Genomic DNA, 25,285 nt, shown 5'->3' on the forward strand with positions numbered 1-25,285 from the left:
GTATTGTCGATTTCGATAGCGTGATTGGAAGACTCACCTGTGTAAAGGTCATCGGAAATACTCTCTGGGGAAACGGAAATAACAGGAGGTTCAACAGCATTGCCAGTCAGCGCTACAATAAGCTCGGGATCTCCCGCATCATTGCTCAAAATGGTGAGTTGTTCACTATGTGTACCTACAGATTCTGGAAGATATGTGATAGTCACTTCTATTGATTCTGATGGATCAAGGCTAAATGTTGTTAAATCTGTGGTGAATACTTCATTGCTCGAATTTATTGCAGTCACGTCCAGCTGATCGGTGCCATTGTTACTGATATTGATGGTTAGATGGTTTTCTATGTTCACGTAGGCATCCACGAAATCAATTTCGTCAGTATCTAATTCAATGTTAGGTGCTCCAGTAACTTCAAGCGTATATGGAATGTTAATGGAAGGATTTTCTGGGTCATTACTTTCTACAACAATATCTACAGTATAGGTACCTCCATAGAGGTCAGCTGCATCAGCTACTACCACAATTTCTTGGGATTCACCAGCAGCAATGGAGCCACTTGAAATGTCAATATCCAACCAGGCTGGTGAGCCACCATATTGTACAGCATTTGAAATGATCTTGGCTGCGTCGTCGTCATACGCATAGAAGTCATAGCCTACGTAAATGAAATTTCCATTATCAATTGCTTTGCTGAGAACCGCCACATAGGATCCATATTCAACAGCTACTATGGCATCTTCGTCTGTAGTACTGACAAGGAATGTTGCGTCTTGCGCAATGATCGTAGACTCAAGATCAAGAGTGAGCGGATTCGTCGCATCTAAAACTGACATGCTTTCACCACTGATTATATCTTCTATAGACATTTCAATGAATTGACTAAAGATGAGATGAGCGCCAGTGCCGGTCCCACATAGAACAATATTTCCACCTCCATTTACGAATGTTTCTAAAGCACTTGCCCATGCTGTGCCTAAGTTTTCATAAAAACTGGTTGATCCACTTTCTTGTTCAGGTAATAAAAAGACGTCTTTATCAGCTAATAACGCTTCCAGTTCTGAAGCATCTGTAACATCAGTTTCGGTAATGGTATAGTCTTCATAATACTGGCTTATGGCATTTAGGGTATTTGGGTATTCTGTAGACATATCTGCATAATACGTCCAAACAAGTATTTCTGTATTACCTGTCATGGAAGCCATTGTGGTCATGGGAATTGGGCCATTGCTGCGATTGCCCTGATTGTGTTCATCCTCGAAATAACTGTAGCCTGCAAATTGTTTGTTGGCTTTGTAGGTTGCTGTTTCACCATATTCACCTACACTCATTTGCCATGTCAAAGAGCTAGTTCCAGTATTTTCAATGGTCAGAGTTTGTTCAGAGGTTTCTCCACTGAACAAATCAGCTTCTAAGCTCTCTGGTGTGACAGATATGACAGGAGGTTCTACACCTGTCCCAGAAATACTAATTACAGCATCTCCACCATTGCTTGTAATAGTGGCTTCAGCGTTAATTTCGCCTAGTTCTGATGGAGTAAATCCAAATTCAAGTGTTGTTGATTCCAAACTACCAAGTGAAAGGGTGGTTTCCGAAGTGCTGAAATCAGCATGATTAAATTCAATATTGTTGATGGTTAAAAGGCCATTTCCTTGATTTAAAATATCGACTTCAATAATTTGGGTATACCCTAATGGGACATCATTATAGGCGATATCATCTGTTACAGAAAGCACAGGATCAGCACTGGGTACGCCTACAGCATTCCAGGCCTCGACCACACTTTCGTATTCAGTACTTTCTTCTCCATATAAATCAATCGCAGCTTGCTCTGCGCCCGCTCTGGCGTCGATATATTGAGATGTAGAAGTTAGATAAGTGGTAAGATTTCTATAGGCAATTTGCTGTGCAGCCTCAAGTCCAATGGCAGAAACGTCATAGGTGTATCCTATATCATTGGTGCCTGTTCCTCCTTCAACTATTAAATAATACCAGAAATTTTGCACGCCACTGTTGTAGTGTACACCACCATTATCCCCAGACCCACTGTACCATAGGTCACCAAGATAAGTATCAGGTTGGCCTTGATCATTTGGGTTGCTCATGGAACGAATCATGCTTGTTCCGTCTGTATAAATTTGATCGGCCAAATTCCAGCTTGCAGTTTCAGGAAAATTTTCAAATTCAATGGATTGTCCGAAAATATCACTGAATGATTCGTTTAAAGCTCCCGACTCGTAGGAGTAGACCAATCCAGCACTATGCTCAGTGACTGCGTGGGCTATTTCGTGTCCCACTATGTCCAGAGAAACAAGGGCAGTAGCACTCACGCCATCTCCATCACCATAGGTCATTCTTGAGCCATCCCAAAAGGCATTAAAATAACCACTAGAATAGTGCACGTAAGAGTATATGCTGGCATCATCATCATCATAACTGTCTCTTCCGAAATTATTAAAAAAGTAATCATAAGTAGCAGCTGCCCCAAACTGCGCGCTTACACCTGCTTGGTTATCAGATTCGTTGACAAAATTGTCGTCTTCAGAAATCAAAACCGCAGAACTGTAATTGGTGCCATTCATTAAATCAAAAGTGTAAATGCCACCACCTCTTGAATTGTCGGCTAGACCATAGGCAGAGCCATCTAAATCTAAGGTAAGATCAACTACCCCGTCGTACAATGATTGCCCTGTTCCAGAAGCTTCAGTGGTGTGAATTCTACTTATATCATTCACTACCTCACCACTATGAGCATCTACTTCTACAAGTCTTCTTGACAGTGGGACAGAGGCATAAATGTCAAATTGATAGACTAGTTTCTCGGACTCTTCATTTTTATAATTTTTGCTGCTTATTGCCAAGGTGCCTTTAGGATAAAAAGTTGCCTTTTGGTCTCTTTTTTCATTCTTAATGAATTTCTCAGAATCAGATGATTGCCACATGTACTGTGTAGCATTTACGTGCTTAAGTGCATTTTGTAAGGCTGTGGTCTCTGAAATGGCAGGTTGAGTAGATACACTGATTGATGATCGAATCTTTCCGTTTGCGGATATCAATTGATTGCCTTTTTGATGAACAATATATTGGCTGCCTAATACTTCAAGTCCCTCATAGGTTTCCTGCAGCCGTATATGCTGATATCCTAGCTTGTCTTTGAATGATTTTTTTTGAATTAATTGTTTATGGGTAGGCAATCCAAGAATCTTGTCAAATGAATCATTCGAATTTATTCTCGTTCCTTTTTCAAAACTTATTTTAACTGGCAGATCATTTTTGTCGAGTCTAACTTCAGTTGCATTTGCTATTCTTTTTTTTGCTGCTTGATTTTTTAGCACTTTTTGATTTTGTGCTAAAACTGAAACAGGATCTAGTAAATAAAATAGGGAAAAGAGGAGTGCTAAGGCTGGTTTTGCAAAAAGCTTGAACATATAGTGTATCAAAAAAAAGTTTGTTTCTCTGCTGCAAATATTAACTCAGTAAAAATGTAAAAATTTAACTCGTTAATATGCCGACAAAATAAGTGATTTATTTGATATATAATTCCCTATTTAGGAGAAAACATAGAAAAGAATTAGTTTCCCAAGCTATTGGTTAATCAAATGTACGAGTGGTTTTTTCTGGAAATAGATGCTCTGAAAACTAACAGTTGATGGTTGTTTGATCATCCCCCAATGTATAGGACAGGTTTAGCTCTGATTTAAGTTCTGCAATAGTGTTGAATATTTCTTTCATTAACAATAAAACCAAAAATGAACAGTTCATCAGGCGGCCTGTTTTTGGGAGTGATAATATAGCTGGTGAGGTATCTGATCCTCTATGCCAGTATGCCTTCTTTCCATGTTGTAGTAGTTAAAGTATTCTGCCAAGAGTAGGTAGAGATTCGTGCCGTCCTTTGGTGGGTTTAAGTACAGTTTTTCGTACTTGACACTTCTCCACAACCGCTCGATAAAAGCATTATCAATAGCTCTTCCTTTTCCATCCATACTCAACTTTATGCCTTGTGATAAAACGTCATAGGTGTATCCTATGTCATTGGTGCCTGTTCCTCCTTCAACTATTAAATAATACCAGAAATTTTGCACGCCACTGTTGTAGTGTACACCACCATTATCCCCAGACCCACTGTACCATAGGTCTCCAAGATAAGTATCAATTTGGCCATTCTCAATTCAAGTAAAGAATACGAGACGATTCAATATGATAAAAAGAATGTGGAGCGACTCAAAACATTGACCAAAAGAGAACAAGAAATATTGTTTGTGTTTGCATTCGGAAAGTTGAGCAAAGAAACAGGCGATGTATTAAACATAGCTACTTCGACAGTGGAAAAACATAAGCAAAATATCAAGGAAAAGCTCAATCTCAAGACCATAGGTGAACTTGTCAATTTTGCACTATCAACTAAGACGATCAGTATGGATTAGTTGAGAGTTTGATTAGAAAAGTAGTTGTCCCTGAAATCTATCCGACCATAAAATTGAATTTCAGTAGGTCGTAATTGGTTGATTGTATAGGTGCACCAGTATGAGCTTGAAGTAAGGGATAATTCCTTTGTAGCTGTTTATAAAGCTCATACAAGCAGATACAATCTATGCAGTTATATAAAATACTAGGCGTGATAGTAATTTCCGCAATTATTATGTCATGTGATGATAGCTCAGATTCCAAAGAAATGGAAGATGAAATAGATGATCTAATATTAGCAGAAGGAAATTATAGAGGATCATGGACTTCTGAAACGGAATCTGCCTCATTCAATGGGTTGGCAATTAGTGCCAGAATTACAAAAACAAGCAACAATTCTTTCTCTGGAGAGTTTTTTATTAGTTCTAATTACACCTCATGCTGTGGAAGTGGTGATAATGATGGTACAATTGTATTTAAAGTAGCGGAGGAGAAAATAAATGACTTCGCCTGGTATGATATTATTCCTAGCTGCAATGGTCTATTTGAAGGTGCTGGTGAAATCACATCTTATAATAAATTTAGAATAGAATTTACGGGCTCAGATTGTGATGGCGACCATGTAGGTTGGCTTACCTTAAGTCATATATAGAGATTTGATTGAGCTTTGTTACAAGTTTTCTCTTCTAAAGTTTATCCCTTGAATAATGACGGCAATAGCATAAGCAAATAGCAAGTAACCAAGGTAATTTTGGGAGATCTCAAAAAATTGACAATTACAAATTTCTGAAATGGGACTAGTCTTTCTGATAAAGGCGGAAAAACTGAACTCCAATGCCTGAGTGAAGGGCAATTCAGTCACTTGATTGATAGTACCAAAATAGACCGCACCAAACAAAAAAATACTGGTCAGTGGGCTGGCGACACCCCATAAAATCAAACCTGGTAATCGAATGTACTTGCTACTGGAGGCTTTTGCCATGTTGAGTAGCATCCAAATGATGATGAATACAGCTAGTACGAAGCAAATCCAAATGACTGAATGGATATAAAAGAATCGTGGATAGACCTGGCTAATAAAAATAACAGCCAGAGGAACAGATATGCCAATCGCTAAATTAAGTATGGTGTACTTCTGTAAGAGTTTCTTTTGATTTGAATTAGGCAATTTGTCTGGTAGTGAAAGTGATGACTAAGTCGACACAGTTCTAAGATAAGAAAATATCTGAATACAACTATGGAATTAGACTGGGTATGCACCATTGTCGATTCTAAAATGATACTTTTGCAGCTCAAAAGAAATGAAAATGGAATCATTCAAATTACGATCAGACGAAGATTATATAGAGCTAAATAATTTGCTAAAGGCCTTTGGCTGGGTAGCTACAGGCGGCGAAGCCAAGATTAGAATCGACAATGGTGAGGTGAATGTGAATGATGAAGTAGAAACCCGCAGAAGAAAGAAAATAAAAGTAGGGGATGTGGTGACTTTTGAAGGGCAAACAGGCAAAGTAGAATAAAATGGAACTGAAAACACCAATAGGCAGATTAAGATTATTAGCAATACTCGAAGGGATTAGTTACTTACTCTTCGCGATTACCATGCCACTCAAATACATGATGGACATTCGCGAACCCAATTTTTATGTAGGTATGGCACATGGCTGGCTTTTTATTCTATATGGTATCTTTTGCCTTCAAAATATTTATATACACAAGTGGGGAATGAAGACTTCAGCTTTTGCGTTGGTTGCTTCTTTGATTCCATTTGGAACCTTCTATGCAGATACTAAAATTTTCAAAAGCGTGGATAAAAAAGAGGTAGACTAAATCATTTTTGATCCAATCTACCTTGCTTCACTAATCCGTATTTTTTTAACCTTATACCTTCCTAAGTGCTGTACCAGGATTCTGTTTCCAGTACATAGGTTTGGTGTCAGTTGTTGCAGGTACACAACCTTCATATTTGCCAGGGATAGGCAAATAGTTGAAACTGTTTTTTGCCACCAACTCTGAAGATAAATAAGCCCAAACAGACAATTGTTTAATCATGATATATGCTGGCCTTGTTTCAAAAGATTCACTCGTTTCCTGATTTGTGAAGGTGTAAATAGGGTTTTTATCCACATTCTTTTCTTCTTTCAATAAGTGGGCTTCTTTTTCTTTCAGTGTCAATGAATCGAAATCCATTTCCTTGTACTTAGCCAATGCTTCTAAGAATACTTGTTGCTCCTGACTAGTGTAAAAATCACTGACAATTCTGTTCATAAAAGCACCTACTTTGGCATCTTTAGCGCCTGGTGACTTTTCTGTATGTGGCAAGATCATCTCAGCTATTTCTTCTAGTAGCTGGATTTGGTCGTTGGATAATAGCCCCACTTGCTCCTCAGAGAAGGTACAACCACTTAGAAGAAATGAATCCGCTCCTATGACTGTACCACCAACTATTAATCCCACAGATTTTAATATCTCACGTCTATTCATGGCTTATAGGTTTCCTTTTTTCAATTCATCTACTGCATAATTGGCTGCCCGTGCCGTGATTGCCATATAAGTCAAGGATGGATTCTGACAGGCAGAAGAAGTCATACAAGCGCCATCACCTACAAATACATTCTTAGCATGGTGCACTTGGTTGTATTTATTGAGTATAGAGTCTTTTGGACTATGCCCCATTCGCGCAGTGCCCATTTCATGAATGCCCAGACCTACGTTCCATTCTGGGTTTTTGAATGCTTGAATGTCTTTAGCGCCAATAGCTTCGAGCATTTCTGAAGCACTATTCAAGGCATCGTCTAGCATAACATCTTCATTCTTTTTGAATTCTGCGTCTACCTCAATGAGTGGTACACCCCAGTCATCTGTCTGATCTGTATTCAAAGTTATTCTGTTTTCTTCGTAGGGCAGTTGCTCGCCCATGGGGCCAAATCTGACGCTCCAAGAGCCAAATTCAGTCAATTTATCCTTGAAGTCGGCTCCAAATTTTGGATCTTCTGATTTTAGATTTCCTGCACCCTTTCCAGCGCTCAATTGATAGGCATATCCCCTGAGAAAATCTGATTGCTTGTCTTTCTTGAAGTTTCTAAACCTTGGCATGTATAACCCAGTGGGTCTATGCCCACTGTAGTAGGTGTCTTCATAGCCTTCAATTCTGCCAGATACATTTCCTCTGAAGTCATGATCCATCAGGTAGCGACCCAGGATGTCATTTTCATTGCCCAGTCCTTCCTGGAATCTGTTAGATTTAGAATTGAGCATGATGGCTGTGGTGTTCACAGTACCTGCATTTAAGAAAATCACACGACTGAAGTATTCAGTCACTTCTTTAGTGTTGGCATCAATGACACGCACGCCTGTGGCTTTTTCTTTTGCATCATCATAGATGATGGAATGTACCACTGAGTGTGGACGCAAGGTCATAAATCCAGTCTTCTTAGCCGCAGGAAGCGTGGAACTATTAGAACTGTAATACCCACCAAAAGGGCAGCCTCTCGCGCATCTGTTCCTGGCCATGCAGGGCCCTCTTTCATTGTGACGTTGTGTAATGTTAGCTGATCGCCCTATGACCACGTTTCTAAAAGGGTAGGTGCCTTCGATTGTTTTTTTAATGTCTTTCTCTACACAATTCATATCAAATGGAGCTAGAAATTCCCCGTCAGGGATTTGATCCAGCCCATCTCTATTGCCACTGATACCAATGAACTTTTCCACATAGCTGTACCAGGGCGCTAAATCTGCATAACGTATGGGCCAGTCTATGCCATGACCGTCTTTAGCATTAGCCTCAAAGTCTAAGTCACTCCATCTCTGGACTTGTCTCGCCCACATGAGCGACTTGCCACCTACCTGATAGCCTCTGATCCAGTCAAAAGGTTTGATTTGAATGTATGGGTGTTCTTTGTCCTTGACGAAGTGGTGCTCATGTTCTTTGGTAAAAGCATAACACTTTCCAACCACTGGATTTTCTGCAATCACTTTTGGATCCATGGCCATGCCGTGTGGATCTGTCCAGGGTTCCATGCTGGCCGTAGGGTAGTCGCCATGTTCGATATTTCTTCCCCGTTCCAAAACGAGGGTGTTAAATCCCTTTTCGGTAAATTCTTTGGCTGCCCAGCCACCACTCATACCAGAACCAACCACAATGGCGTCAAAATGATTGGCCTTGTTTGAGTTGATATTGAAGGCACTATTATTTTCTTGGATCATTTTTATTGCATTAAGTGTTAAATGGTATTACAAGGAAGCGATCGTGCGATCCAACAGCGCTTTGGTGGCTTTGATGCCTTCGTATTCGCTGAGTTTTTCGCCTTCATATTCTACGCCTATATAACCTTTGAATCCAGCGCTCTTTACGATCTTCAGCATTTTGGCGAAGTCAGAATGAATCTCATTGCCCTCCTTATCAAAATCATGTGATTTGGCGCTCACGCCTTTGGCGAATGGCATGATGTCTTTCATACCTTGGTAGCGATCATAGTCTTCCAGACAGTTCCAGTTTTCGTCTCGGGTGATGCAGAAGTTTCCAAAATCGGGTAACGTACCACAGTTGTTCATGTCCACGGTAGAGATGACCTTGTTCAGCCATTGGCCATTTGAAGAATACCCACCATGATTTTCTACAATCACGTTGATGTCATAGTCTTTGGCGAATGTGGACAAGCTCCTTAATCCTTCAATGGCGTTTTGTTGAACTTCTTCTGCAGTGCCTAGTCCTGCTGCATTCACTCGGATAGAATGACAGTCTAACTGTTGGGCTGCTTCAATCCACTGATAGTGATTCTCAACAGCTTGAGTTCTTTTGGCTGTGTCATTGTCTCCCAATTCACCTTCACCATCTACCATAATCAACAAACTTTTTACACCATGGTCTGCAGCGATTTGTTTCATTTGATTGATGTAATCTTTGTCCTTGGCTTTGTCCTTGAAGAATTGACTCACATACTCTACGGCTGAAATTCCGAACTCTTTTTTTGCTACTTTGGCAAAATCCAAATGGCTCATTTTACCAGCAAACAGCGTTTTGTGTAAGGACCATTGGGCTAAAGAAATTTTAAAATCGACCGTTTTCATGGCGTTTGAACACGCACTCAATAAGGGTGAAGAAGCAATGGTAAGGCTTCCGGCTAATAGACCAGATTGTTTGATGAAGCTTCTTCTTGTAGTATTTGTTTTCATTTTTGTATCCTGTTTATGCTCAATTCAAGGAATTGATCCAATGAGCAATTTCTAATAATTCTTTTTGATCAAGGTGGGGTAATGCTACCATTGGTGCAGGGTATTCTGGCCAATTCTCTGGTTCAGGCTTATAAATGAGCTCCACGATGCGCTCATCACTATAGCTTCTCTTGGCAATCTCTGAATAGGAGGGACCAACCAATTTCTCGTCTTGCTTATGGCAGGCAAAGCAGGTGTTTTTCTCCAGGAGTTGTTTGATTTTGAATTTGTTTGCTACTGGTGTTTGTTCAGTGGATTGTTTGTTTGTTTTTCCTGATCCACAGCTTATGATGGCTAGACTCAAACAGCACAATATGAGGTGTTGTAGTATTTTCATTTAATCGTTGATAAAGTAGTATGACTAAGTGTATAAATTCTATCAACTGATAATTGATAGCATTCTATTTCATACAAAACTTTACCTAAAATATAGGATATGAATAAATGACTTGTTTAAAATCATTCAATGAATGAAATTGTACATCCGTGAGATGTCCGTCATTACTCGGCTCGACAATAGGAGAGTCCGGGTAATCTGTCAGAGTAGACTACAGCACTCATGATGTCTATAGTAGATCGTCTTTGATCTCATTCGAAAATGTCTTAACCCTGAGCAGTATCATTTCTTAGATTTTTTAATCATATAATTCTAGAAATGATACAGTGCAAATAAAGTGCACTGTGCACAAATGTTGTAGGGAATTAGGCAGGTGGTAACTGAACTGAATACTACTATATTTGCCACGTGAAAAAAATGTACATCATAGCAGGACCAAATGGGGCAGGTAAAACCACTTTGTCATAACTATTTTACCTGAAATTTTCGACTGTGAAGAATTTGTTAACGCAGATGAAATTGCACGAGGCATTTCTCCTCTCAATCCTGATAAAGCGGGGATTAAAGCTGGTCGTTTAATGCTAGAACGGCTTCAGGAACTGGTTTCACATGGAGAGTCATTTGCCTTTGAAACTACTCTTTCAACAAAGTCATATCGTGGATTTATTGATCGAGTCATGGAATTAGGATATGAAACCATCTTGCTATTCCTTACACTAGATTCGATCGAACTTGCAAAGCAAAGAGTTCAAACAAGAGTGCAGGAAGGTGGTCATAACATACCAATTCAAACTAGAGAAAGAAGATATTCGAGTGGACTTGTTAACTTTTTCAAAATTTATAAGTCAATTGTCAGCAGATGGATCGTAGTTGACAACTCAAGCGAGAGTTTTGAATTTATTGCCGAAGGATCCGGTTCTGACCTGATCGTTAGAAGCAAAAAATTGTGGTCTCAATTAAACGAAAAGTACAATGGAAATTAAGGAACAATTACGTGAACTAGAAGAGAAGGTAGGTTTAGGACTCAAAGAAGCTTATCGTAAAATGGCTGAATTTAAGAAAAAAAACAATAGCCCATTGATAGTGTCTCGAAATGGAAAAGAGGTATCTATTCCTGCTAGTGAAATACTCCCCACAACAAACGCCAAAAACCCATAGGCCAATCTACTACTTACAAAGGGTCATTGAGTCTGATACTTTTAAATATGCAAACAAACCGTCAGCCTACGGATTTCAGCTGATCGTTATGATCAACTAAATTTAGTGTCACTTATGCCTTGGGGTAAAATATCATGGAAGATGATTTATGGCTATAGATGGAGTAAACCTGACACTATGGATTTCTACCTTTTTCAGATGGCCTAAGGAAAGACCTTATAAATTCTTTTCGATAAGCAACTCAGCTACAAATCGTAGCTCCTCCTCATTTTTAGGACTTATGACTATTGAACTCATAAAGTAAAGATACAAAATTGATCATAACAAGCTGTATAGGTTACCCCAAGCTCTCTTGCCTAATCCATCCCAGAAACAGCACCACCGCTCCACGCTGAATCTTTAGAATAGCGATAACGCATTCGTGGTTTCCTTGCCAGTCTAAATCTAGGCTAATGGCTAAATAGATTTTTGTGGTTGTTCGCGGATCGGTTATCTTTCTGCCTTAATCAAGCTGTGAGGGCACATCGTCCTACAGGCGTTGAACATCATTAAGCATGGTGTATGAGACCAAAGAAAAATAACGGCATTGATCGAAGAGATTTTTTAGAAATTACCAGTAAAACTGCTGTTGGCATAGGTCTGACTTCTTTACCCTTTATCACGTCCTCTTGTAGCGAAAACATCGCCACAAAGACTACACAAGGTGCATGCTATCACGATTGCCCTGACAGGTGTAGTTGGAAAGTAACGACGACTAATAATAAGGTAGTTGGTTTTGAAGCAAGCCAAAACCCTTATACAGCAGGGAAATTGTGTAATAAAATGGAAGCATTCCCCAATGATGTGACCTACCACCCAAACCGCATTTTAACTCCGCTAAAAAGAACAGGCTTAAAAGGAAAAGGGGAATTTGAAAAAATCAGTTGGGAGCAAGCCATAAGTGAGGTGGCTTCTAAACTCCAGTCTATTATTGAGGAAAAAGGTGGGGAGTCAATTCTCCCGTATAGTTTTGGCGGTAATCAAGGCAAAGTCCAAGGCAAAGCAATCCCCAATCGATTTTTCGCACATATTGGAGCTAGCCAACTAGAAAGAACAATTTGCGGTAATGCCGCGGTAGAGGGAATTTTGGCAACAAACGGACAAACAACAGGTGTATTGCCCGAAGATTGCGTACACAGCAGATTCATCATTTTATGGGGAACTAACCCGGTACTTTCTAACCAACATCTCTGGCCATTTATTCAAAAAGCCAAAGACAATGGGGCTACAATTGTTGTGGTCGATCCTTTCAAGTCTGCTACGGCTGAAAAAGCCGACTGGCACGTTCAACCATATCCGGGTACTGATACGGCACTTGCTTTGGGGCTGATGCATGTGATATTAAAAGAAAATTTGCATGATCAGGAGTATGTTGATCTATATACTATTGGGATCGAAGAATTAACGGAACATGTCCAACAGTATGATCCAATTTCAGTTTCTCAAATTACAGGACTGGAAAAGGAAACAATCATTTCACTAGCTAAAACTTATGCACAGAGCGCTCCTTCCCTTATTCGAGTGCTTATTGGTATGGAACATCAGGTAAATGGAGCAAGTGCCTTTAGGGCTGTAGCCATGTTGCCAGCATTGACAGGTGCCTGGCGGCATTTTGGAGGTGGGTTGATGCACATGACCTATGAGTTGTTTGGAGCATCACTGAATTGGGAAAGCATAAACTTACCTAAAGAGTTGGCAAACAGGGAAACTCGGTCTATCAATATGATAGAGTTAGGGAAAGTCTTGACTAGCAAGGATCTAAATCTTGGTGTAGATGCATTATTTGTGTTTAATTCGAACCCGGCAGTTACTACACCCAATCAAAATCTGATTCTTAAGGGATTGGAAAGGGAAGACTTATTGACCATAGTATCAGAGCATTTTATTACCGATACAGCACGATACGCTGACTATGTTTTTCCTGCAACAAGCGTTCTTGAAAATTGGGACATTCTAGATTCATGGGGCTCTGCATATATAAACATCAACGAACCAGCTATTGAACCATTAGGTGAATCAAAACCCAACTCAGAGTTTTTTCGATTACTTGCTAGGGAAATGGGATTCTCGGAATCGTACCTATACGAATCTGATATTGACATTGTAAAGAAAACATTGCACAGTGATCACGAATATTTGAAGGGTATCACTTTTGAATCGTTAAGAAAAACGGGGGGACAAAGATTAAATCTGCCAGATAAATGGATGCCTCATGCTAAAGGTAATTTCAAGACCAAAACAGGAAAATGTCATTTCTACGATGAGAATATTGAACCTAGTCTTCCAACTTATATTCCCAAGGAGTATAATAAAACAGACAAGGAGAATTATCCATTGCATTTATTAACAATTAAAACACCTAAACATCTACTGAATAGTAGTCATGCAAATATCGACCATATTCTAAAAAAGGAAGGGGAGCCCTATTTGGAGGTAAACCCTGATGATGCATCTTATAGAAATATAGCCGATGGTGATGAGTTGAAAGTATATAATCAGAGAGGTAGAGTTTTTATAACCGCACGAATTAGTAACAAAGTACAACAGGGAATTGTGTGCATGCCACAAGGATTCTGGCCTTCGTTGTTTAAAGGTGGATCTTCAGCCAATGCACTCACTGATCATCTCTTAACAGATATGGGGCGTGGAGGCGCTATTCAAGAAGTGAAAGTTGAAATAATAAAGGCATAAATACGAACATCAACAAAAACTAAAATGAATATACAAACTGAACCATTTGATACGGTATTGCAAACTGCAAGCCGTGGTACTTCTAGTCATTGGGGCGTAACTCATTTTAGCTGGTTGACATTAATCTACTGGCGCGCTTTTCCAAAAGCGTGACCAACCTACTTAAGCATTTTCAATACGTTGAAATCCACCACATAACCTACCTTCTTAAACGACTTCTACCTTAATTTTTACCCGATACTCTTGAGGAGAACACTTTTCTTGTTTCTTAAATACTGTAGAGAAATATTGGCTTGTCGCAAATCCACAGGTGTAGGCGATTTGAGTGGCACTTTGATTTGGGTTTTCTACCAGCAACCTTTTCGACCAGTTGATTCGCTTTTTGGTCAGAAGCTGCATAGGAGTCAGATTAGTGAGTTGCTTGCAATGGTGGGTGAATCTTGTAGCTCCTAGTCCAGATGAAGCTGCCATTTCTTCTATAGTCCAGGGATGCGAAAGATTGTTTGATAATTCGGATATGAACTGCTTGGCAGATCTCATACTGTCTGTCAATGATTCATTGAGAACCATATTTCCTTTGTCAAACATGTCCAGTAGATGAATCAAAAGCTCATTGATATGAAGCCTGAGTTTGGATGCAGAAGAGCCGTTTACATCCTGATGAATGGTTTGATTGATTTGCTTAAAACAGGTCTTGATCTTCGCTGTAGCTTTCCACACGGGTTGCTCGTTTTGTCTGAGTAGGAGATTTAGACGATTGAGATCATCATCAGACAATACAATCCAATCTGGCCATGTCCATGATTGGTGTGGTCGTCGAACACCTACGTCAATGATCACCCAATAAAATTTTCCAACGCCCACATGAGGATTGCCCACTTTGTGCTGTTGCCAGGGACGTGTAATGGTGAAGTCTCCTGGAAACAATTCAGTCTCTGTAGTTTCTACTGCGTATGGCATGTGTCCTGATTCCAAAAAGTGAAATTCTACCCCTTCATTTCTATGCCAGTCTAGTCCCCAATCCTGGGCTTCATGCGCACTCCAATACCCAATGGTATTCAGCCCTTTAGTATCGTCATTCAAACGATCTCCAGGGTAGGTGTGTCGCGCCAGCGCTTTGAATTCCACTTTTTCCCTTTGTATGGCATCTACAAGCGGAAGACAAGTGTCTGCATAATAGATGGATCCATTCTCCTCCTTGAAAGGCACAATGCCTTGTTTAATATTATTCATTGAAATATTTTAAACAGGTAAAACTTTAATAAAAGCTACTTTACTTTATTCAATCCAGCTTTGGGAAATGGATTTGATTGTATTGAACAAATTTATACAACAATTATTAATTGAATTAAATGAAAAAATCAACTCAAATACAACTCTCAGTGATGATGTTCCTGGAGTTTTTTATCTGGGGAGGGTGGTTTGTCACTTTAGGAACTTTCATGGGAAACAACCTGCATGCCACAGGTGCTGAAACTGGCATGGCCTATTCCACACAGTCTTGGGGTGCCATCATTGCCCCATTTATCATTGGACTGATTGCTGATCGTTTTTTTAATGCCGAGAGAATTTTAGGGGTTTTGCATCTAGCAGGAGCAGTGCTTATGTTTCAAATGTCACAAACCACTGACTTTGGGTCATTTTATCCCTACATCCTAGGGTACATGATTATGTACATGCCTACATTGGCTCTGGTCAATTCTGTTTCGTTCAATCAAATGACGGATCCTGCCAAAGAATTTTCTTACATCAGGGTTTGGGGAACGATAGGATGGATTGTAGCAGGTTTGGCCATCAGTTATGTATTTAGTTGGGATTCGAGTGCAGGCATTCAGAAAGGACTCTTGCAAAATACTTTCCTAATGACAGCCTTTGCTTCTGGAATATTGGGGCTCTTTAGTTTTAGTTTGCCAAAGACTCCACCAAGAGCAAATGAAAGTGAAAAAGTCACATTATCTGATATGCTTGGCTTAGATGCGATCAAACTATTGAAGGACAAGAATTTTTTAATATTCTTCCTGTCATCTGTCTTGATATGCATTCCATTGGCCTTTTATTACCAAAATGCCAATCCTTTTCTTGCTGAAATTGGAGTAGATAACCCAACGGGTAAAATGACCATTGGTCAGGCCTCGGAGGTATTGTTTATGTTGTTGCTTCCAATCTTTTTCAAAAAATTCGGTTTCAAAAAAACTATTCTTCTTGGGATGTTGGCTTGGGCTATTCGATACTTACTATTTGCCTTTGGAAATGCAGATGAACTCACTTTTATGTTGATTTTGGGGATTGCACTACATGGCATTTGTTATGACTTCTTTTTTGTATCAGGGCAGATCTATACAGATACTAAAGCAGGAGAGCATCATAAAAGTGCTGCGCAAGGATTGATAACCTTGGCTACCTATGGTGTGGGTATGTTAATCGGGTTTTGGGTAGCAGGTCAAATCTCTGACCGTTTTATCAATGCCGAAGGACTTCACAGCTGGAAAGAAATCTGGTGGTTTCCTGCTGGATTTGCTGCCTTAATCATGTTGATTTTTGCAATAAGCTTCAAAGACGAAAAGATTGAATATAAAGCCTCATAAAGATGAATAAAGGTAGAATAAAATGGGGAATGCTCGGAGGCGGGCAGGGTGCTTTTATTGGCATTGCACATCGTATAGCAGCCTATATGGGCGAGCGATATGAATTAGTTGGAGGAGCTTTTGATGTAGATTATGATCGGGGAGTAGCTTTTGCCAAAGCACTTGAATTGGACACAGATCGGGTTTATGCTAGTGTAGAGGCATTGATCAAAGAGGAAAATAAACTACCTAAGTCAGAACGAATGGAAGTGGTATCTATTGTCACACCAAACTTTCTTCATTACCCTATGGCTAAAAGCCTGCTGGAAGGAGGCTTTCATGTGATTTGTGAAAAGCCCATGACCATGACGGCTGCTGAAGCAGAAGAATTGCAAGAGCTTGTCCAGCAGACTGACAGACATTTTTGCCTGACACATACTTATACGGGTTACCCCATGGTGCGTCAAATGAAAACCATGATTGCTGACGGTGAAATTGGGGAAATCCAGCGTGTAGATGTCCAATATTATCAAGGATGGATCAATCCATTCATTCATGAAAAAGAAAAGAGAAAATCAGTGTGGCGATTAGATCCTGCCAAGTCAGGAGTTTCTTGCTGCATGGGAGATATAGGTTTGCACGCGTTCAACTTAGCCGAATATACTACTGGGCTGCAGGTGGATAGACTGCTGTCAGATCTGAATTATCTCTATGAAGACAACAACTTGGATGTAGATGGAACGGTACTCATTCGCATGGGAAAGGCCAAAGGCGTGATCCGATCCAGTCAGATTGCTACTGGTGAGGAGAACAATCTGACGATTCAGGTCTACGGAAAAGATGGGGGACTGAAGTGGTGTCAAGAGCACCCAACAGTGCTCACATTGCTGAAAGAGGGGAAACCACTTCAAGTATTCAAGCCTGGAAATCCCTATAATGCTCAACTGACCATGGATAGTACTAAAATGGCTCCAGGACACCCAGAAGGAATTTTTGATGCTATGGGTAATATCTATAAAGGCATGGCCAAAGCTATTCGCGAGGAGCAAGCTTTTGAAGGAGAATATCCAACAGTGCAGGATGGGGTCAGAGGCATGCAGTTCATAGAAAAAGTAGTGCAATCAAACCGTGACGGAAACGTCTGGATAAATCTCTAATATGAAAACAATCAAAGGACCTGCAATATTTTTAGCGCAATTTTTAGGAGAAGAAGCACCCTTCAACAATCTGAAAGACATTTGCAGGTGGTCAGCAGCCATGGGCTATAAAGCTGTGCAAATTCCCGCGTGGGACAAGCGAGTCATTGACATAGAGAAAGCAGCAGAAAGCAAGTCGTATTGTGATGAAATCAAAGGTATTGTTAGTGAAGCTGGTTTGGAAATATCAGAGTTGGCGACCCATCTACTGGGTCAACTGGTGGCTTCTCATCCAGCCTATGATACCATGTTTGATACTTTTGCTCCTTCTGAATGGCATAACAACCCTGTGGCAAGATCAGAATGGGCTGTTAGTCAGATGAGAGCTGCTGCCAAGGCCAGCCATCATTTAGGCTTGCATGTGATGGGTTCTTTTTCTGGCTCCTTGCTCTTTCACACCATGTACCCATGGCCACAGCGACCCAAGGGGCTAGTCAAGGCTGGATTTGAGGAATTGGCCAAGAGATGGGTGCCTATCTTGGATCATTGCAAAGACTTGGGGGTTGAAGTATGCTACGAATTGCACCCAGGAGAAGACTTGCATGACGGCGTTACTTTTGAGCGATTTCTGGAGATGACCAATCACCATCCAAGTGCAAAAATCTTGTACGACCCCAGTCATTTCGTTTTACAGCAAATGGATTATTTACAGTTTATAGATATCTATCATGAGCATATTCGTATGTTTCATGTCAAGGATGCTGAATTCCATCCCAATGGAAAATCAGGCGTATATGGCGGCTATCAGGACTGGGTGGATCGTCCTGGAAGATTCAGATCATTGGGAGATGGCCAGGTGGATTTTAAGCAGATTTTCAGCAAACTGAGTCAATACGGATATGATGGATGGGCAGTGTTGGAATGGGAATGTTGTATCAAGTCTGCAGAACAGGGGGCAAGGGAAGGAGCGCCATTTATAGCTGACCATATTATAGAAGTGACTCAGAAAGCTTTTGACGATTTTGCAGGAGGTGAGATAGATCAAGTAAAGCTGAATCAAATATTAGGATTGAAAAAGTAAGGATGTATTTCATCTGATTTCATTCTTGCTAGCTTTGCAGCTAATAAGAAAAGGTCTCAATTATATGCAAGCCAATCATTTCTATCTGATAGAAGTTCAATATTTAGGTTTTCGATATCATGGCTGGCAGCGTCAGCCTGGGGTGAAGACTGTTCAGGAAATGATCGAACGCACCCTCAAATATATTTTGGCTGATAAGCCCTTCAAAATACTGGGCGCCAGTCGAACGGATGCTATGGTTTCAGCAACTCAAGCTGCTTTCGAATTATTTCTGGAGCATCCTGAAGACCTGGAGGCACTCATGGCCGATTTCAATGAAAACTTGCCTGCTGATATTCGAGCTATAAACATAAAAAAGGTTGATAAGAAGTTTAATGTAATCCAGCATGCAAAAGAAAAGGAGTACTTGTATTTGTTTTCTTTTGGCGAGAAAAATCATCCTTTTGCAGCACCATACATTACCTATATCCGCGAAGCGCTGGATGTCGAATTGATGATGGAAGGCGCGAGGCTTTTTCAAGGTGTCCACAACTTTCAAGAGTATTGCTACAAACCCAATGAAGGGACTCAGTTTGAACGGGAAATCACTTGCAGTGAAATTATTGAGAATGAGATCTGGACGGCTAACTTCTTTCCCGAACAGAGTTTTGTTTATCGAGTGAAGGGCATGGGCTTTATGCGCAACCAAATACGTTTGTTTATGGGTCGATTGTTTAGATTGGGTAAACATGAAATCAGTTTGTCCGACATTCAGCAGTCACTGGATAATCCCTCAGATTCACCTGAGTATTATATTGCACCAGCTTCCGGATTGATGTTGCATCAAATGAAGTTCAAAAAATAGGATTTGATAACTAGGGAATATTTTGTATTATTGACCGCCCACGCAAAGAATAGAAGTAAATAATGAGTCTAGAACAATTGATAAACGAGCGAAACGAAGCCATCTTGAAGGTGGATGAGTATGGTTTGCTCTGTATGACCACTCCTTATTTGCCGCCAGAAGGCGAACAGGAACCTAGTACTGAATTGCTCTATACTTCTAAGCAGGCATATATGTGGGTGCCAATCCTGGCTTATATTGTAGAAAATGTGAATATCTCTGAAGAGGACATGAAGATTTTCTTGGAGATGTCGCTGGACTCTTTGACTACACATCATCGTACACGATGGAGCAATCGTGCTGAGGCACTTGAAGGCATGCTCGAAATGCTCAATTCCATGCTGTTTTATACCACTCGTAAAAAACTCGAAGACCCAATTTTTGAGTATGCTTCACTATTTGGGAGTTCTATTGAAGATATTCTCGACAGATTGGAGGGATTAGGCTTGGTAGAAGAACATTATGTAGAGCCAATGGGAGGTAAGCAAGTCGCTATGATGGGCTTTGTGCCTTTTGGATTTACCAAAAGAACCAGACTGGGAGAGGAGCTTTATGCTAAACTCAACAGCCTGATGCTTTTTTATGCACAGAAGAATCTGGTAGAAGATTCAGATTTCAAAATTCATTATAAATTTTATCGTGCCTGGGAAATCTTCAAATCCATTGTCATGAAAATGGACAAGCCGCTGGAGAAGAAGTAGGTATAGATATTTTTATGAGAAATAAAGTAGCCATTGTTTTCGGGTTCTACGGCATGATTGACTATATCATATTAACCCTGTGGTTCCAATGAGGATATTCCTTTCATTATTCATCTTATCAGAAACCCATAAGGCTTTCAAAACCTTATAGGTTTAAACTACTATTTCTTTTCAAACACCAATCTAGCATGGCCCATGATTTCACGCTCGAAACAAACACGGTTGGGTCTTACTCTGAGTACAGCCAGCTGGTGACGAAATTCTTTGTCGGTAAATAGTTTTGGGATCAGTGAAGCAAACCATAGATATTTCTCCCAGCTGAACTTGTAAAATAGTTTGGTCCATTCTCTGTTGGTTTTTACATAGTCCAATCTGCCATCTGTGTAATAGACTTCATTGAAGTAGGAAGACGCCGTTTTTACTATTTGCTCCTTGCCATAGGGTACCCAAGAATCTGGATTGTGCTTGAGCAATAGGGCGATGAAGTAGCTATTCGAATCTTTTGGTGCATTGATGTCTATCTCGTCAAATGGGATCATGTTTTTCTCGAATGTCATGCTTTGCATATAGAAACGCCCACCTTGAGGCAAAAGATCATAGATATGCTTAAAGTAGTCTTCATACACTTCTTCTTGCTTTCCATCCAGATATACTTTCACTGAAGACACATGCTCGAAGCTTCCAAAAGCTGTTACTGCATCAAATAGGCCATAGTCTTCAGGTTTTACATATCTGGCATCTTTGATATAGGCTTCTAAGCCTGCTCTGCGGCAAGCTGCGACTTGACTGTCAGATAGGTTTACCCCAATGGCTTCAGCGCCCACTGTGTCTCTAAGATACTTGAGCCAGCCGCCCCATCCACAGCCTAGATCAAGCACACGGCTTCCTTTTTTGATGCCCAATTGATCAACTACCATTTCATACTTTCTCATTTGTGCCTCATCGAGTGTGAGGGAAAAGTCGCCTTCATAGAGTGCATTGCTGAAATGTGTATTTTCTCCTAGGCTTGTGGTGATGAACTTATCAATGTTGGAATAAGTGAAATCCATTTCCTTTTTCTTATCCCATGCCTGACCGTCACGTTCACTTACGCTAGATCCAAGCCATTTGTCACTTAGATGTTCGGGGTTGAGTTCTTCATTTTTTAGTTGTTCTGGTGCTATGCTCATGGTATTCAGAAGTTTAGATGATGATTTATGTTATCTGAATTTAGCTAAAAGCAAGGAGAATTTATAATGTAGTGATTGGCATAAGGATTTTTTATTAATATCTAGATTTCATAGAGAAAGTTTGGAATCATGTATTGTACCTGTGAAATCGGCTAGATAAATCAGGTATCACGTAGCACTATTGGTTAAGCTAATGGTGCTAAATTTTTTCAATTCTAATTAAGCCTAGTCCTTGACTAATCATTTGTAACGTTGACTATTAACCTTTTTCTATGGCTTTATTGAGCTCTCTGATGGTATATTTAATTTGTCGATGAATAGCTTGATTAATCTCCATCAATCTTCTGGTTTTTAGCTGTGACCATTTGAGGTGATTAATCAGTTTCTGATCAGATGTAATGTCATCGAATTTTTTTGCTACGAGTGGAGCGTAATTCAATTTTTCTAATTCTTCATAATCATAAATGAGCTCATCAACTAGGCCATAATTGCACATAATTGGCCAAAGGTTTGAGGTGGAATATTCGCCAATGTCATTAGTGTAGATTTCATGTTCAGCCAAAAGACTTTCCATGTAGCTTAGATATTGTAGTATCTTTTTATTTCGATTGAGGATGAGCAAATGATCTGCCGAAGAAAACCCATGAATAAAAGAGGAGATACTCTTCAATCTATAATTCGAAATATTTTCCATCAAATCGTATGACAGGTCAATTACTTCCTCTCTTTGAATTTCACCAGAGTATAGAAATTTTTGAATAGCTGAATCTATTTCTAAGTAGCTGATGTCTACCTCTAATATAAACTCATGATTTCGCTCAAGCTCTATTACCATTGACTGCATGATTTCAATAGTCTTGTCATCCTTCTCTTGATTTTGTCGCCATTCTTCGAATAGAAAAGAAGATGTAATACCAATGAATATCACAATGACCTCAAAGGCATACTTGCTCATGATGTCTTTCATTTTCAATTAGACTTACTGTAGATGAAGAGAGGAGTTGCTCTGAATTATTCCACGATCCACTGTCGAATTCGTTTAATTTCAAGATCAATATCAACAAGCATGTGCTTTTTGATCTTAAAGTTTGGATCAGCTTTCATTTTCTCATCGATTTCTTTAAGTCCTCCTTTAAAGAGTATATCCAGGATTTGTAATTCCGTCACAATCGTACTTATGGCATCGTCGTTTGGCAAGTCATTTAACACCTGAATGACTTCCTTCAAAGCTGGCTCCTGATCTAATACTACTTTGACCAAAGGTCTTAACAACTCTTCATTTTTTTCTGTAGGCGAATACTTGTCTATCGTAACGACCGCCTGATATAAACCTTCAATAAAACTGCCTGCGAGTGCCAATCCTGCCATGTTGAGGTGGTGGCCTTCTTCCATTTGGATACTGGTAGTAATAAAAAGTTCGCTTAGCAGTTTAGATATCTCCTGCTGATTTTGATTCTTGATATGACCCATCCAGTTTTCCAAATGAGTATCGTCGTAGATGGTGGAATCACCAAGCACTTTTGCCATGTTGTGCGACATCTTGAGATAATTTAAGCATTGATCTTCTAAGCCGTATGCTGCTAAATAGCTAACATCAGAAGCAAACACGCCCATATTCATGGCCATTTTGTCAGAATTGCCTTTATATTTTTCAACATTGTCCAGATTATTGATGAGATCATTGTCAAATCCGGCATTCACTGACTTGAGCGTGAATGGAACAAGTGAGGGCGTGGGCAGATCCTTGAGTAATTGATCTATATCATGAATGGTTTTTGTCTCAGCTTTATCAGCGAGCATTTGATCTATATTTTTTCTATCTTCCGAGTTTGATCCGCTACCACAGCTATAGGTGAATACGACAACAATAAGAATAGTGAACAGTGCTGGTATATGTTTCATGGCTTAAAGGGAATTTTAAGGTTTAAAAGTAGTAAATGACTGGGAGAACTAAATGATCTTTCAATAAAGATCAATAAGGCAAGTACCAGATTGATTAACCTTCCAGTTCCTCAATCTGCTCAACCAGTTGCTCCCAGGCTTGATCTTTCATTTTTAGAGATTCACCATTGGTCTCATAGGATTGGTTGATCTTGGCAATTTTTTCGGCATCATTGAAGTTTGCGGGATCGGCCAAGTCGGCTTCGAGCTTCGTTTTCTCTGCTTCGAGTTTTTCCAGTTCTGCTTCTACTTTGCTGAGCTCTTTTTTGAGCCTTGAAAGTTCCTTTTGATCAATGTCTATTTCTTTTTGTTTCTTTTCCTTTTTAGGCTTATCCTCTTTGACTACAGTCGGTTTGAAAGTGTCTTTGGGTTTATTGTTTTTGTCACACCAGTAAGTGTATTCTTCATAAGTGCCTAAGTATTCCTTGATTTGATGATCCTCAATCCACCAGATTTTATTGGCAACTTGTGTTACGAAATACCTATCGTGAGAGACAAGGATGAAAGACCCTTGGTACTGCTGCAATGCCTGAATCAATATATTGACTGATTGAATATCCAGGTGATTGGTAGGCTCATCAAGTAGCAGGAAGTTAGCCTCAGAAATTAAGGTCTTCGCCAAGGCTACTCTGGATTTTTCCCCACCAGAAAGCACTTTGATTTTTTTGAATACATCTTCATCAGAAAACAAAAAACAACCCAAAACCCCACGGAGCTCTTGTTCAGACTTTCCTGAGCCAAACTGCTTCAATTCTTCCAAAAGGTCGTTTTCTACGTTCAATGACTCCAACTGGTGCTGGGCATAAAAAGAAGGGTTTACATTGAAACCCATTTTGGCTTTACCCTCGATTTTTTCATCACCATCTATGATTCTGAGTACAGTAGACTTGCCTTTCCCATTTGCGCCTATCAGTGCTATTTTGTCCCCCCGTTCGATATGTGCACTGGCCTTCTTGAGAATGTCAATTTCAGGATAGGATTTAGATACATCTTCCAGCGTACACACGTGTCGTCCGGATTGCTTATTGAAATTGAATTTGAAGTTGACTGCTGCATTGTCTTGAATCACATCTTCCACACGATCCATTCGATCCAAAGCTTTTACTCTGGACTGCACCTGACGAGCCTTGGTCGCCTTGGCACGAAACCGCTCCACAAAACGTTCCGTCTGACGGATTTTGGCTTGTTGATTTTCAAAAGCATTTTTTTGCAGTTCGTTTCTTAATTCCTTTTCTTCCAGATAGTTAGAATAGTTTCCAGGGTAAGAAATCAAGTCTTGATTGCTGACTTCGACTATTTTATTTACCGTATTATTTAAAAACTGTCTATCGTGAGATACTACAATTACGGCTCCTTCGTACGTTTTGAGATAGTTTTCAATCCATTGAATGGAAGGTAAATCCAAGTGGTTGGTGGGTTCATCCAGCATGAGGATAGAAGGTTTCTCTAAGAGCATCTTGGCCAGAATGACTCTCATTCTCCAACCTCCAGAAAATTCTTTTAATGGACGTTGCAGATCGGCCGTATTAAACCCTATCCCCTCTAAAACCTCTTCGGCTTTACTTTGCAAAACATATCCTTCATTGGCTTCAAATTCATCTTGCAAGCGAGTCAGCTTATCTACCAGTTTATCTTCATAGGCGGTTTCCATCTTTTTAAGCACTTTGTCGATCTTGTGCTGAATAGCTATCACATCCGCAAATGCTTCCATGGCCACAGATAAAATAGATTCATCTGATTGAAAGGAGAGAAGGTCCTGATTCAAGAACCCAATCGTACATTCCTTAGCCATACTGATGTCACCACTGTCTTTTTGGAGCTGACCAGTGATCAATTTCAACAAAGTCGATTTGCCCGTACCGTTAAGTCCAATTAGTCCAATTTTATCTTTTGGTTTGATGTGAAGGGAAGCATTCTCAAAGAGGGCTCTGCTGCCCAGGTAGTACGATAAATTATTGATTGAAATCATGCCG

24 protein-coding genes are annotated in these 25,285 nt (G+C 39.9%); 12 read left to right on the forward strand and 12 right to left on the reverse strand.

Features of this window, described 5'->3' with window-relative positions; translation table 11 throughout:
• Both B9A58_RS18795 and B9A58_RS20570 read right to left on the reverse strand, forming a co-directional pair.
• Positions 1 to 3,329 (reverse strand): M4 family metallopeptidase (locus B9A58_RS18795; protein WP_176214845.1); only part of this gene is annotated, 3,329 nt, incomplete at its 3' end.
• 426 nt (positions 3,330 to 3,755) lie between these two features.
• A complete protein-coding gene (locus B9A58_RS20570; RefSeq protein ID WP_084374434.1) occupies positions 3,756 to 4,163 on the reverse strand; it encodes an integrase core domain-containing protein in 408 nt (135 codons plus the stop codon).
• Between B9A58_RS20570 and B9A58_RS18805 the strand changes: the two genes are divergently transcribed.
• On the forward strand, positions 4,149 to 4,418 hold the full coding sequence (locus tag B9A58_RS18805) for a helix-turn-helix transcriptional regulator (protein ID WP_176214846.1): 270 nt from the start codon (positions 4,149 to 4,151) through the stop codon (positions 4,416 to 4,418). The two genes, B9A58_RS20570 and B9A58_RS18805, sit on opposite strands and share 15 nt — an antisense overlap.
• Before the next feature lie 167 nt (positions 4,419 to 4,585).
• A complete protein-coding gene (locus B9A58_RS18810; protein ID WP_139793981.1) occupies positions 4,586 to 5,050 on the forward strand; it encodes a hypothetical protein in 465 nt (154 codons plus the stop codon).
• A gap of 18 nt (positions 5,051 to 5,068) precedes the next feature.
• Here the strand turns inward: B9A58_RS18810 and B9A58_RS18815 are convergent, their stop codons facing one another.
• The gene (locus B9A58_RS18815) at positions 5,069 to 5,566 is read right to left on the reverse strand and encodes a hypothetical protein (RefSeq protein ID WP_139793982.1); all 498 of its coding nucleotides are present in this window, start codon (positions 5,564 to 5,566) and stop codon (positions 5,069 to 5,071) included.
• A 139-nt stretch (positions 5,567 to 5,705) separates the two neighbouring features.
• Between B9A58_RS18815 and B9A58_RS18820 the strand changes: the two genes are divergently transcribed.
• Positions 5,706 to 5,918 (forward strand): RNA-binding S4 domain-containing protein, encoded by a 213-nt coding sequence (locus B9A58_RS18820; protein ID WP_084374801.1) that lies wholly within the window; start codon positions 5,706 to 5,708, stop codon positions 5,916 to 5,918.
• A gap of 1 nt (position 5,919) precedes the next feature.
• Entirely contained in the window at positions 5,920 to 6,228 is a 309-nt protein-coding gene (locus B9A58_RS18825; RefSeq protein WP_084374438.1) for a DUF3817 domain-containing protein, read from the forward strand.
• Between the two features lie 51 nt (positions 6,229 to 6,279).
• On the opposite strand, the gene B9A58_RS18830 is transcribed toward B9A58_RS18825, so the two are convergent.
• From B9A58_RS18830 to B9A58_RS18845, 4 genes are read right to left on the reverse strand one after another with little or no spacing between them, the layout of a single operon-like run.
• The gene (locus tag B9A58_RS18830; protein ID WP_084374439.1) at positions 6,280 to 6,882 is read right to left on the reverse strand and encodes a gluconate 2-dehydrogenase subunit 3 family protein; all 603 of its coding nucleotides are present in this window, start codon (positions 6,880 to 6,882) and stop codon (positions 6,280 to 6,282) included.
• A 3-nt stretch (positions 6,883 to 6,885) separates the two neighbouring features.
• Positions 6,886 to 8,604 (reverse strand): GMC oxidoreductase, encoded by a 1,719-nt coding sequence (locus B9A58_RS18835; RefSeq protein WP_221407884.1) that lies wholly within the window; start codon positions 8,602 to 8,604, stop codon positions 6,886 to 6,888.
• A 27-nt stretch (positions 8,605 to 8,631) separates the two neighbouring features.
• Positions 8,632 to 9,573 carry a sugar phosphate isomerase/epimerase family protein gene (locus tag B9A58_RS18840; protein ID WP_084374440.1) on the reverse strand — a complete coding sequence of 314 codons (942 nt, stop codon included), beginning with the start codon at positions 9,571 to 9,573 and terminating at the stop codon, positions 8,632 to 8,634.
• A 19-nt stretch (positions 9,574 to 9,592) separates the two neighbouring features.
• Complete coding sequence (locus B9A58_RS18845) at positions 9,593 to 9,949, reverse strand: c-type cytochrome (RefSeq protein ID WP_084374441.1); 357 nt, start codon at positions 9,947 to 9,949, stop codon at positions 9,593 to 9,595.
• Positions 9,950 to 10,527: 578 nt separating this feature from the next.
• On the opposite strand from B9A58_RS18845, the gene B9A58_RS18850 reads away from it, so the two are divergent.
• From B9A58_RS18850 to B9A58_RS18860, 3 genes are all read left to right on the forward strand, one after another.
• A complete protein-coding gene (locus tag B9A58_RS18850) occupies positions 10,528 to 10,932 on the forward strand; it encodes an ATPase (RefSeq protein WP_245827119.1) in 405 nt (134 codons plus the stop codon).
• On the forward strand, positions 10,922 to 11,107 hold the full coding sequence (locus B9A58_RS18855; protein ID WP_084374442.1) for a hypothetical protein: 186 nt from the start codon (positions 10,922 to 10,924) through the stop codon (positions 11,105 to 11,107). The genes B9A58_RS18850 and B9A58_RS18855 overlap by 11 nt, the downstream gene beginning before the upstream one ends.
• Before the next feature lie 561 nt (positions 11,108 to 11,668).
• The gene (locus tag B9A58_RS18860; protein ID WP_084374443.1) at positions 11,669 to 13,837 is read left to right on the forward strand and encodes a molybdopterin-containing oxidoreductase family protein; all 2,169 of its coding nucleotides are present in this window, start codon (positions 11,669 to 11,671) and stop codon (positions 13,835 to 13,837) included.
• Positions 13,838 to 14,044: 207 nt separating this feature from the next.
• Here the strand turns inward: B9A58_RS18860 and B9A58_RS18865 are convergent, their stop codons facing one another.
• Positions 14,045 to 15,070, reverse strand: coding sequence for an AraC family transcriptional regulator (locus B9A58_RS18865; protein ID WP_084374444.1), 1,026 nt, complete (start codon positions 15,068 to 15,070; stop codon positions 14,045 to 14,047).
• 119 nt (positions 15,071 to 15,189) lie between these two features.
• On the opposite strand from B9A58_RS18865, the gene B9A58_RS18870 reads away from it, so the two are divergent.
• The 5 genes from B9A58_RS18870 to B9A58_RS18890 all read left to right on the forward strand — a co-directional run bounded on the left by B9A58_RS18870 (position 15,190) and on the right by B9A58_RS18890 (position 20,202).
• Positions 15,190 to 16,422, forward strand: a complete 1,233-nt coding sequence (locus B9A58_RS18870) for a nucleoside permease (protein WP_084374445.1) — start codon at positions 15,190 to 15,192, stop codon at positions 16,420 to 16,422.
• A gap of 2 nt (positions 16,423 to 16,424) precedes the next feature.
• Entirely contained in the window at positions 16,425 to 17,558 is a 1,134-nt protein-coding gene (locus tag B9A58_RS18875; RefSeq protein ID WP_084374446.1) for a Gfo/Idh/MocA family protein, read from the forward strand.
• Position 17,559: 1 nt separating this feature from the next.
• Positions 17,560 to 18,618, forward strand: a complete 1,059-nt coding sequence (locus B9A58_RS18880; RefSeq protein ID WP_084374447.1) for a sugar phosphate isomerase/epimerase family protein — start codon at positions 17,560 to 17,562, stop codon at positions 18,616 to 18,618.
• A gap of 34 nt (positions 18,619 to 18,652) precedes the next feature.
• Positions 18,653 to 19,462 carry a tRNA pseudouridine synthase A gene (locus B9A58_RS18885; RefSeq protein WP_245827120.1) on the forward strand — a complete coding sequence of 270 codons (810 nt, stop codon included), beginning with the start codon at positions 18,653 to 18,655 and terminating at the stop codon, positions 19,460 to 19,462.
• A gap of 62 nt (positions 19,463 to 19,524) precedes the next feature.
• Entirely contained in the window at positions 19,525 to 20,202 is a 678-nt protein-coding gene (locus tag B9A58_RS18890; RefSeq protein WP_084374449.1) for a hypothetical protein, read from the forward strand.
• Between the two features lie 161 nt (positions 20,203 to 20,363).
• On the opposite strand, the gene B9A58_RS18895 is transcribed toward B9A58_RS18890, so the two are convergent.
• From B9A58_RS18895 to B9A58_RS18910, 4 genes are all read right to left on the reverse strand, one after another.
• Positions 20,364 to 21,371: an SAM-dependent methyltransferase gene (locus tag B9A58_RS18895; protein ID WP_084374450.1), complete on the reverse strand. Its 1,008-nt coding sequence runs from the start codon at positions 21,369 to 21,371 to the stop codon at positions 20,364 to 20,366.
• A 259-nt stretch (positions 21,372 to 21,630) separates the two neighbouring features.
• Positions 21,631 to 22,338, reverse strand: coding sequence for a hypothetical protein (locus tag B9A58_RS18900; protein WP_084374451.1), 708 nt, complete (start codon positions 22,336 to 22,338; stop codon positions 21,631 to 21,633).
• Positions 22,339 to 22,382: 44 nt separating this feature from the next.
• Entirely contained in the window at positions 22,383 to 23,273 is an 891-nt protein-coding gene (locus B9A58_RS18905; protein WP_084374452.1) for a hypothetical protein, read from the reverse strand.
• A 94-nt stretch (positions 23,274 to 23,367) separates the two neighbouring features.
• Entirely contained in the window at positions 23,368 to 25,281 is a 1,914-nt protein-coding gene (locus B9A58_RS18910; RefSeq protein WP_084374453.1) for an ABC-F family ATP-binding cassette domain-containing protein, read from the reverse strand.
• Between the last annotated feature and the right edge of the window lie 4 nt (positions 25,282 to 25,285).

This window comes from Reichenbachiella faecimaris, from assembly GCF_900176375.1.
Lineage (GTDB): Bacteria > Bacteroidota > Bacteroidia > Cytophagales > Cyclobacteriaceae > Reichenbachiella > Reichenbachiella faecimaris.

Bases quoted from the DNA above. Each gene is read 5' to 3' on its own strand.
- B9A58_RS18810 (WP_139793981.1), top strand. From the start codon at position 4,586: ATGCAGTTATATAAAATACTAGGCGTGATAGTAATTTCCGCAATTATT.
- B9A58_RS18820 (WP_084374801.1), top strand. From the start codon at position 5,706: ATGGAATCATTCAAATTACGATCAGACGAAGATTATATAGAGCTAAAT.
- B9A58_RS18825 (WP_084374438.1), top strand. From the start codon at position 5,920: ATGGAACTGAAAACACCAATAGGCAGATTAAGATTATTAGCAATACTC.
- B9A58_RS18830 (WP_084374439.1), bottom strand. From the start codon at position 6,882: ATGAATAGACGTGAGATATTAAAATCTGTGGGATTAATAGTTGGTGGT.
- B9A58_RS18835 (WP_221407884.1), bottom strand. From the start codon at position 8,604: ATGATCCAAGAAAATAATAGTGCCTTCAATATCAACTCAAACAAGGCC.
- B9A58_RS18840 (WP_084374440.1), bottom strand. From the start codon at position 9,573: ATGAAAACAAATACTACAAGAAGAAGCTTCATCAAACAATCTGGTCTA.
- B9A58_RS18845 (WP_084374441.1), bottom strand. From the start codon at position 9,949: ATGAAAATACTACAACACCTCATATTGTGCTGTTTGAGTCTAGCCATC.
- B9A58_RS18850 (WP_245827119.1), top strand. From the start codon at position 10,528: ATGCTAGAACGGCTTCAGGAACTGGTTTCACATGGAGAGTCATTTGCC.
- B9A58_RS18855 (WP_084374442.1), top strand. From the start codon at position 10,922: ATGGAAATTAAGGAACAATTACGTGAACTAGAAGAGAAGGTAGGTTTA.
- B9A58_RS18860 (WP_084374443.1), top strand. From the start codon at position 11,669: ATGAGACCAAAGAAAAATAACGGCATTGATCGAAGAGATTTTTTAGAA.
- B9A58_RS18865 (WP_084374444.1), bottom strand. From the start codon at position 15,070: ATGAATAATATTAAACAAGGCATTGTGCCTTTCAAGGAGGAGAATGGA.
- B9A58_RS18870 (WP_084374445.1), top strand. From the start codon at position 15,190: ATGAAAAAATCAACTCAAATACAACTCTCAGTGATGATGTTCCTGGAG.
- B9A58_RS18875 (WP_084374446.1), top strand. From the start codon at position 16,425: ATGAATAAAGGTAGAATAAAATGGGGAATGCTCGGAGGCGGGCAGGGT.
- B9A58_RS18880 (WP_084374447.1), top strand. From the start codon at position 17,560: ATGAAAACAATCAAAGGACCTGCAATATTTTTAGCGCAATTTTTAGGA.
- B9A58_RS18890 (WP_084374449.1), top strand. From the start codon at position 19,525: ATGAGTCTAGAACAATTGATAAACGAGCGAAACGAAGCCATCTTGAAG.
- B9A58_RS18895 (WP_084374450.1), bottom strand. From the start codon at position 21,371: ATGAGCATAGCACCAGAACAACTAAAAAATGAAGAACTCAACCCCGAA.
- B9A58_RS18900 (WP_084374451.1), bottom strand. From the start codon at position 22,338: ATGAAAGACATCATGAGCAAGTATGCCTTTGAGGTCATTGTGATATTC.
- B9A58_RS18905 (WP_084374452.1), bottom strand. From the start codon at position 23,273: ATGAAACATATACCAGCACTGTTCACTATTCTTATTGTTGTCGTATTC.
- B9A58_RS18910 (WP_084374453.1), bottom strand. From the start codon at position 25,281: ATGATTTCAATCAATAATTTATCGTACTACCTGGGCAGCAGAGCCCTC.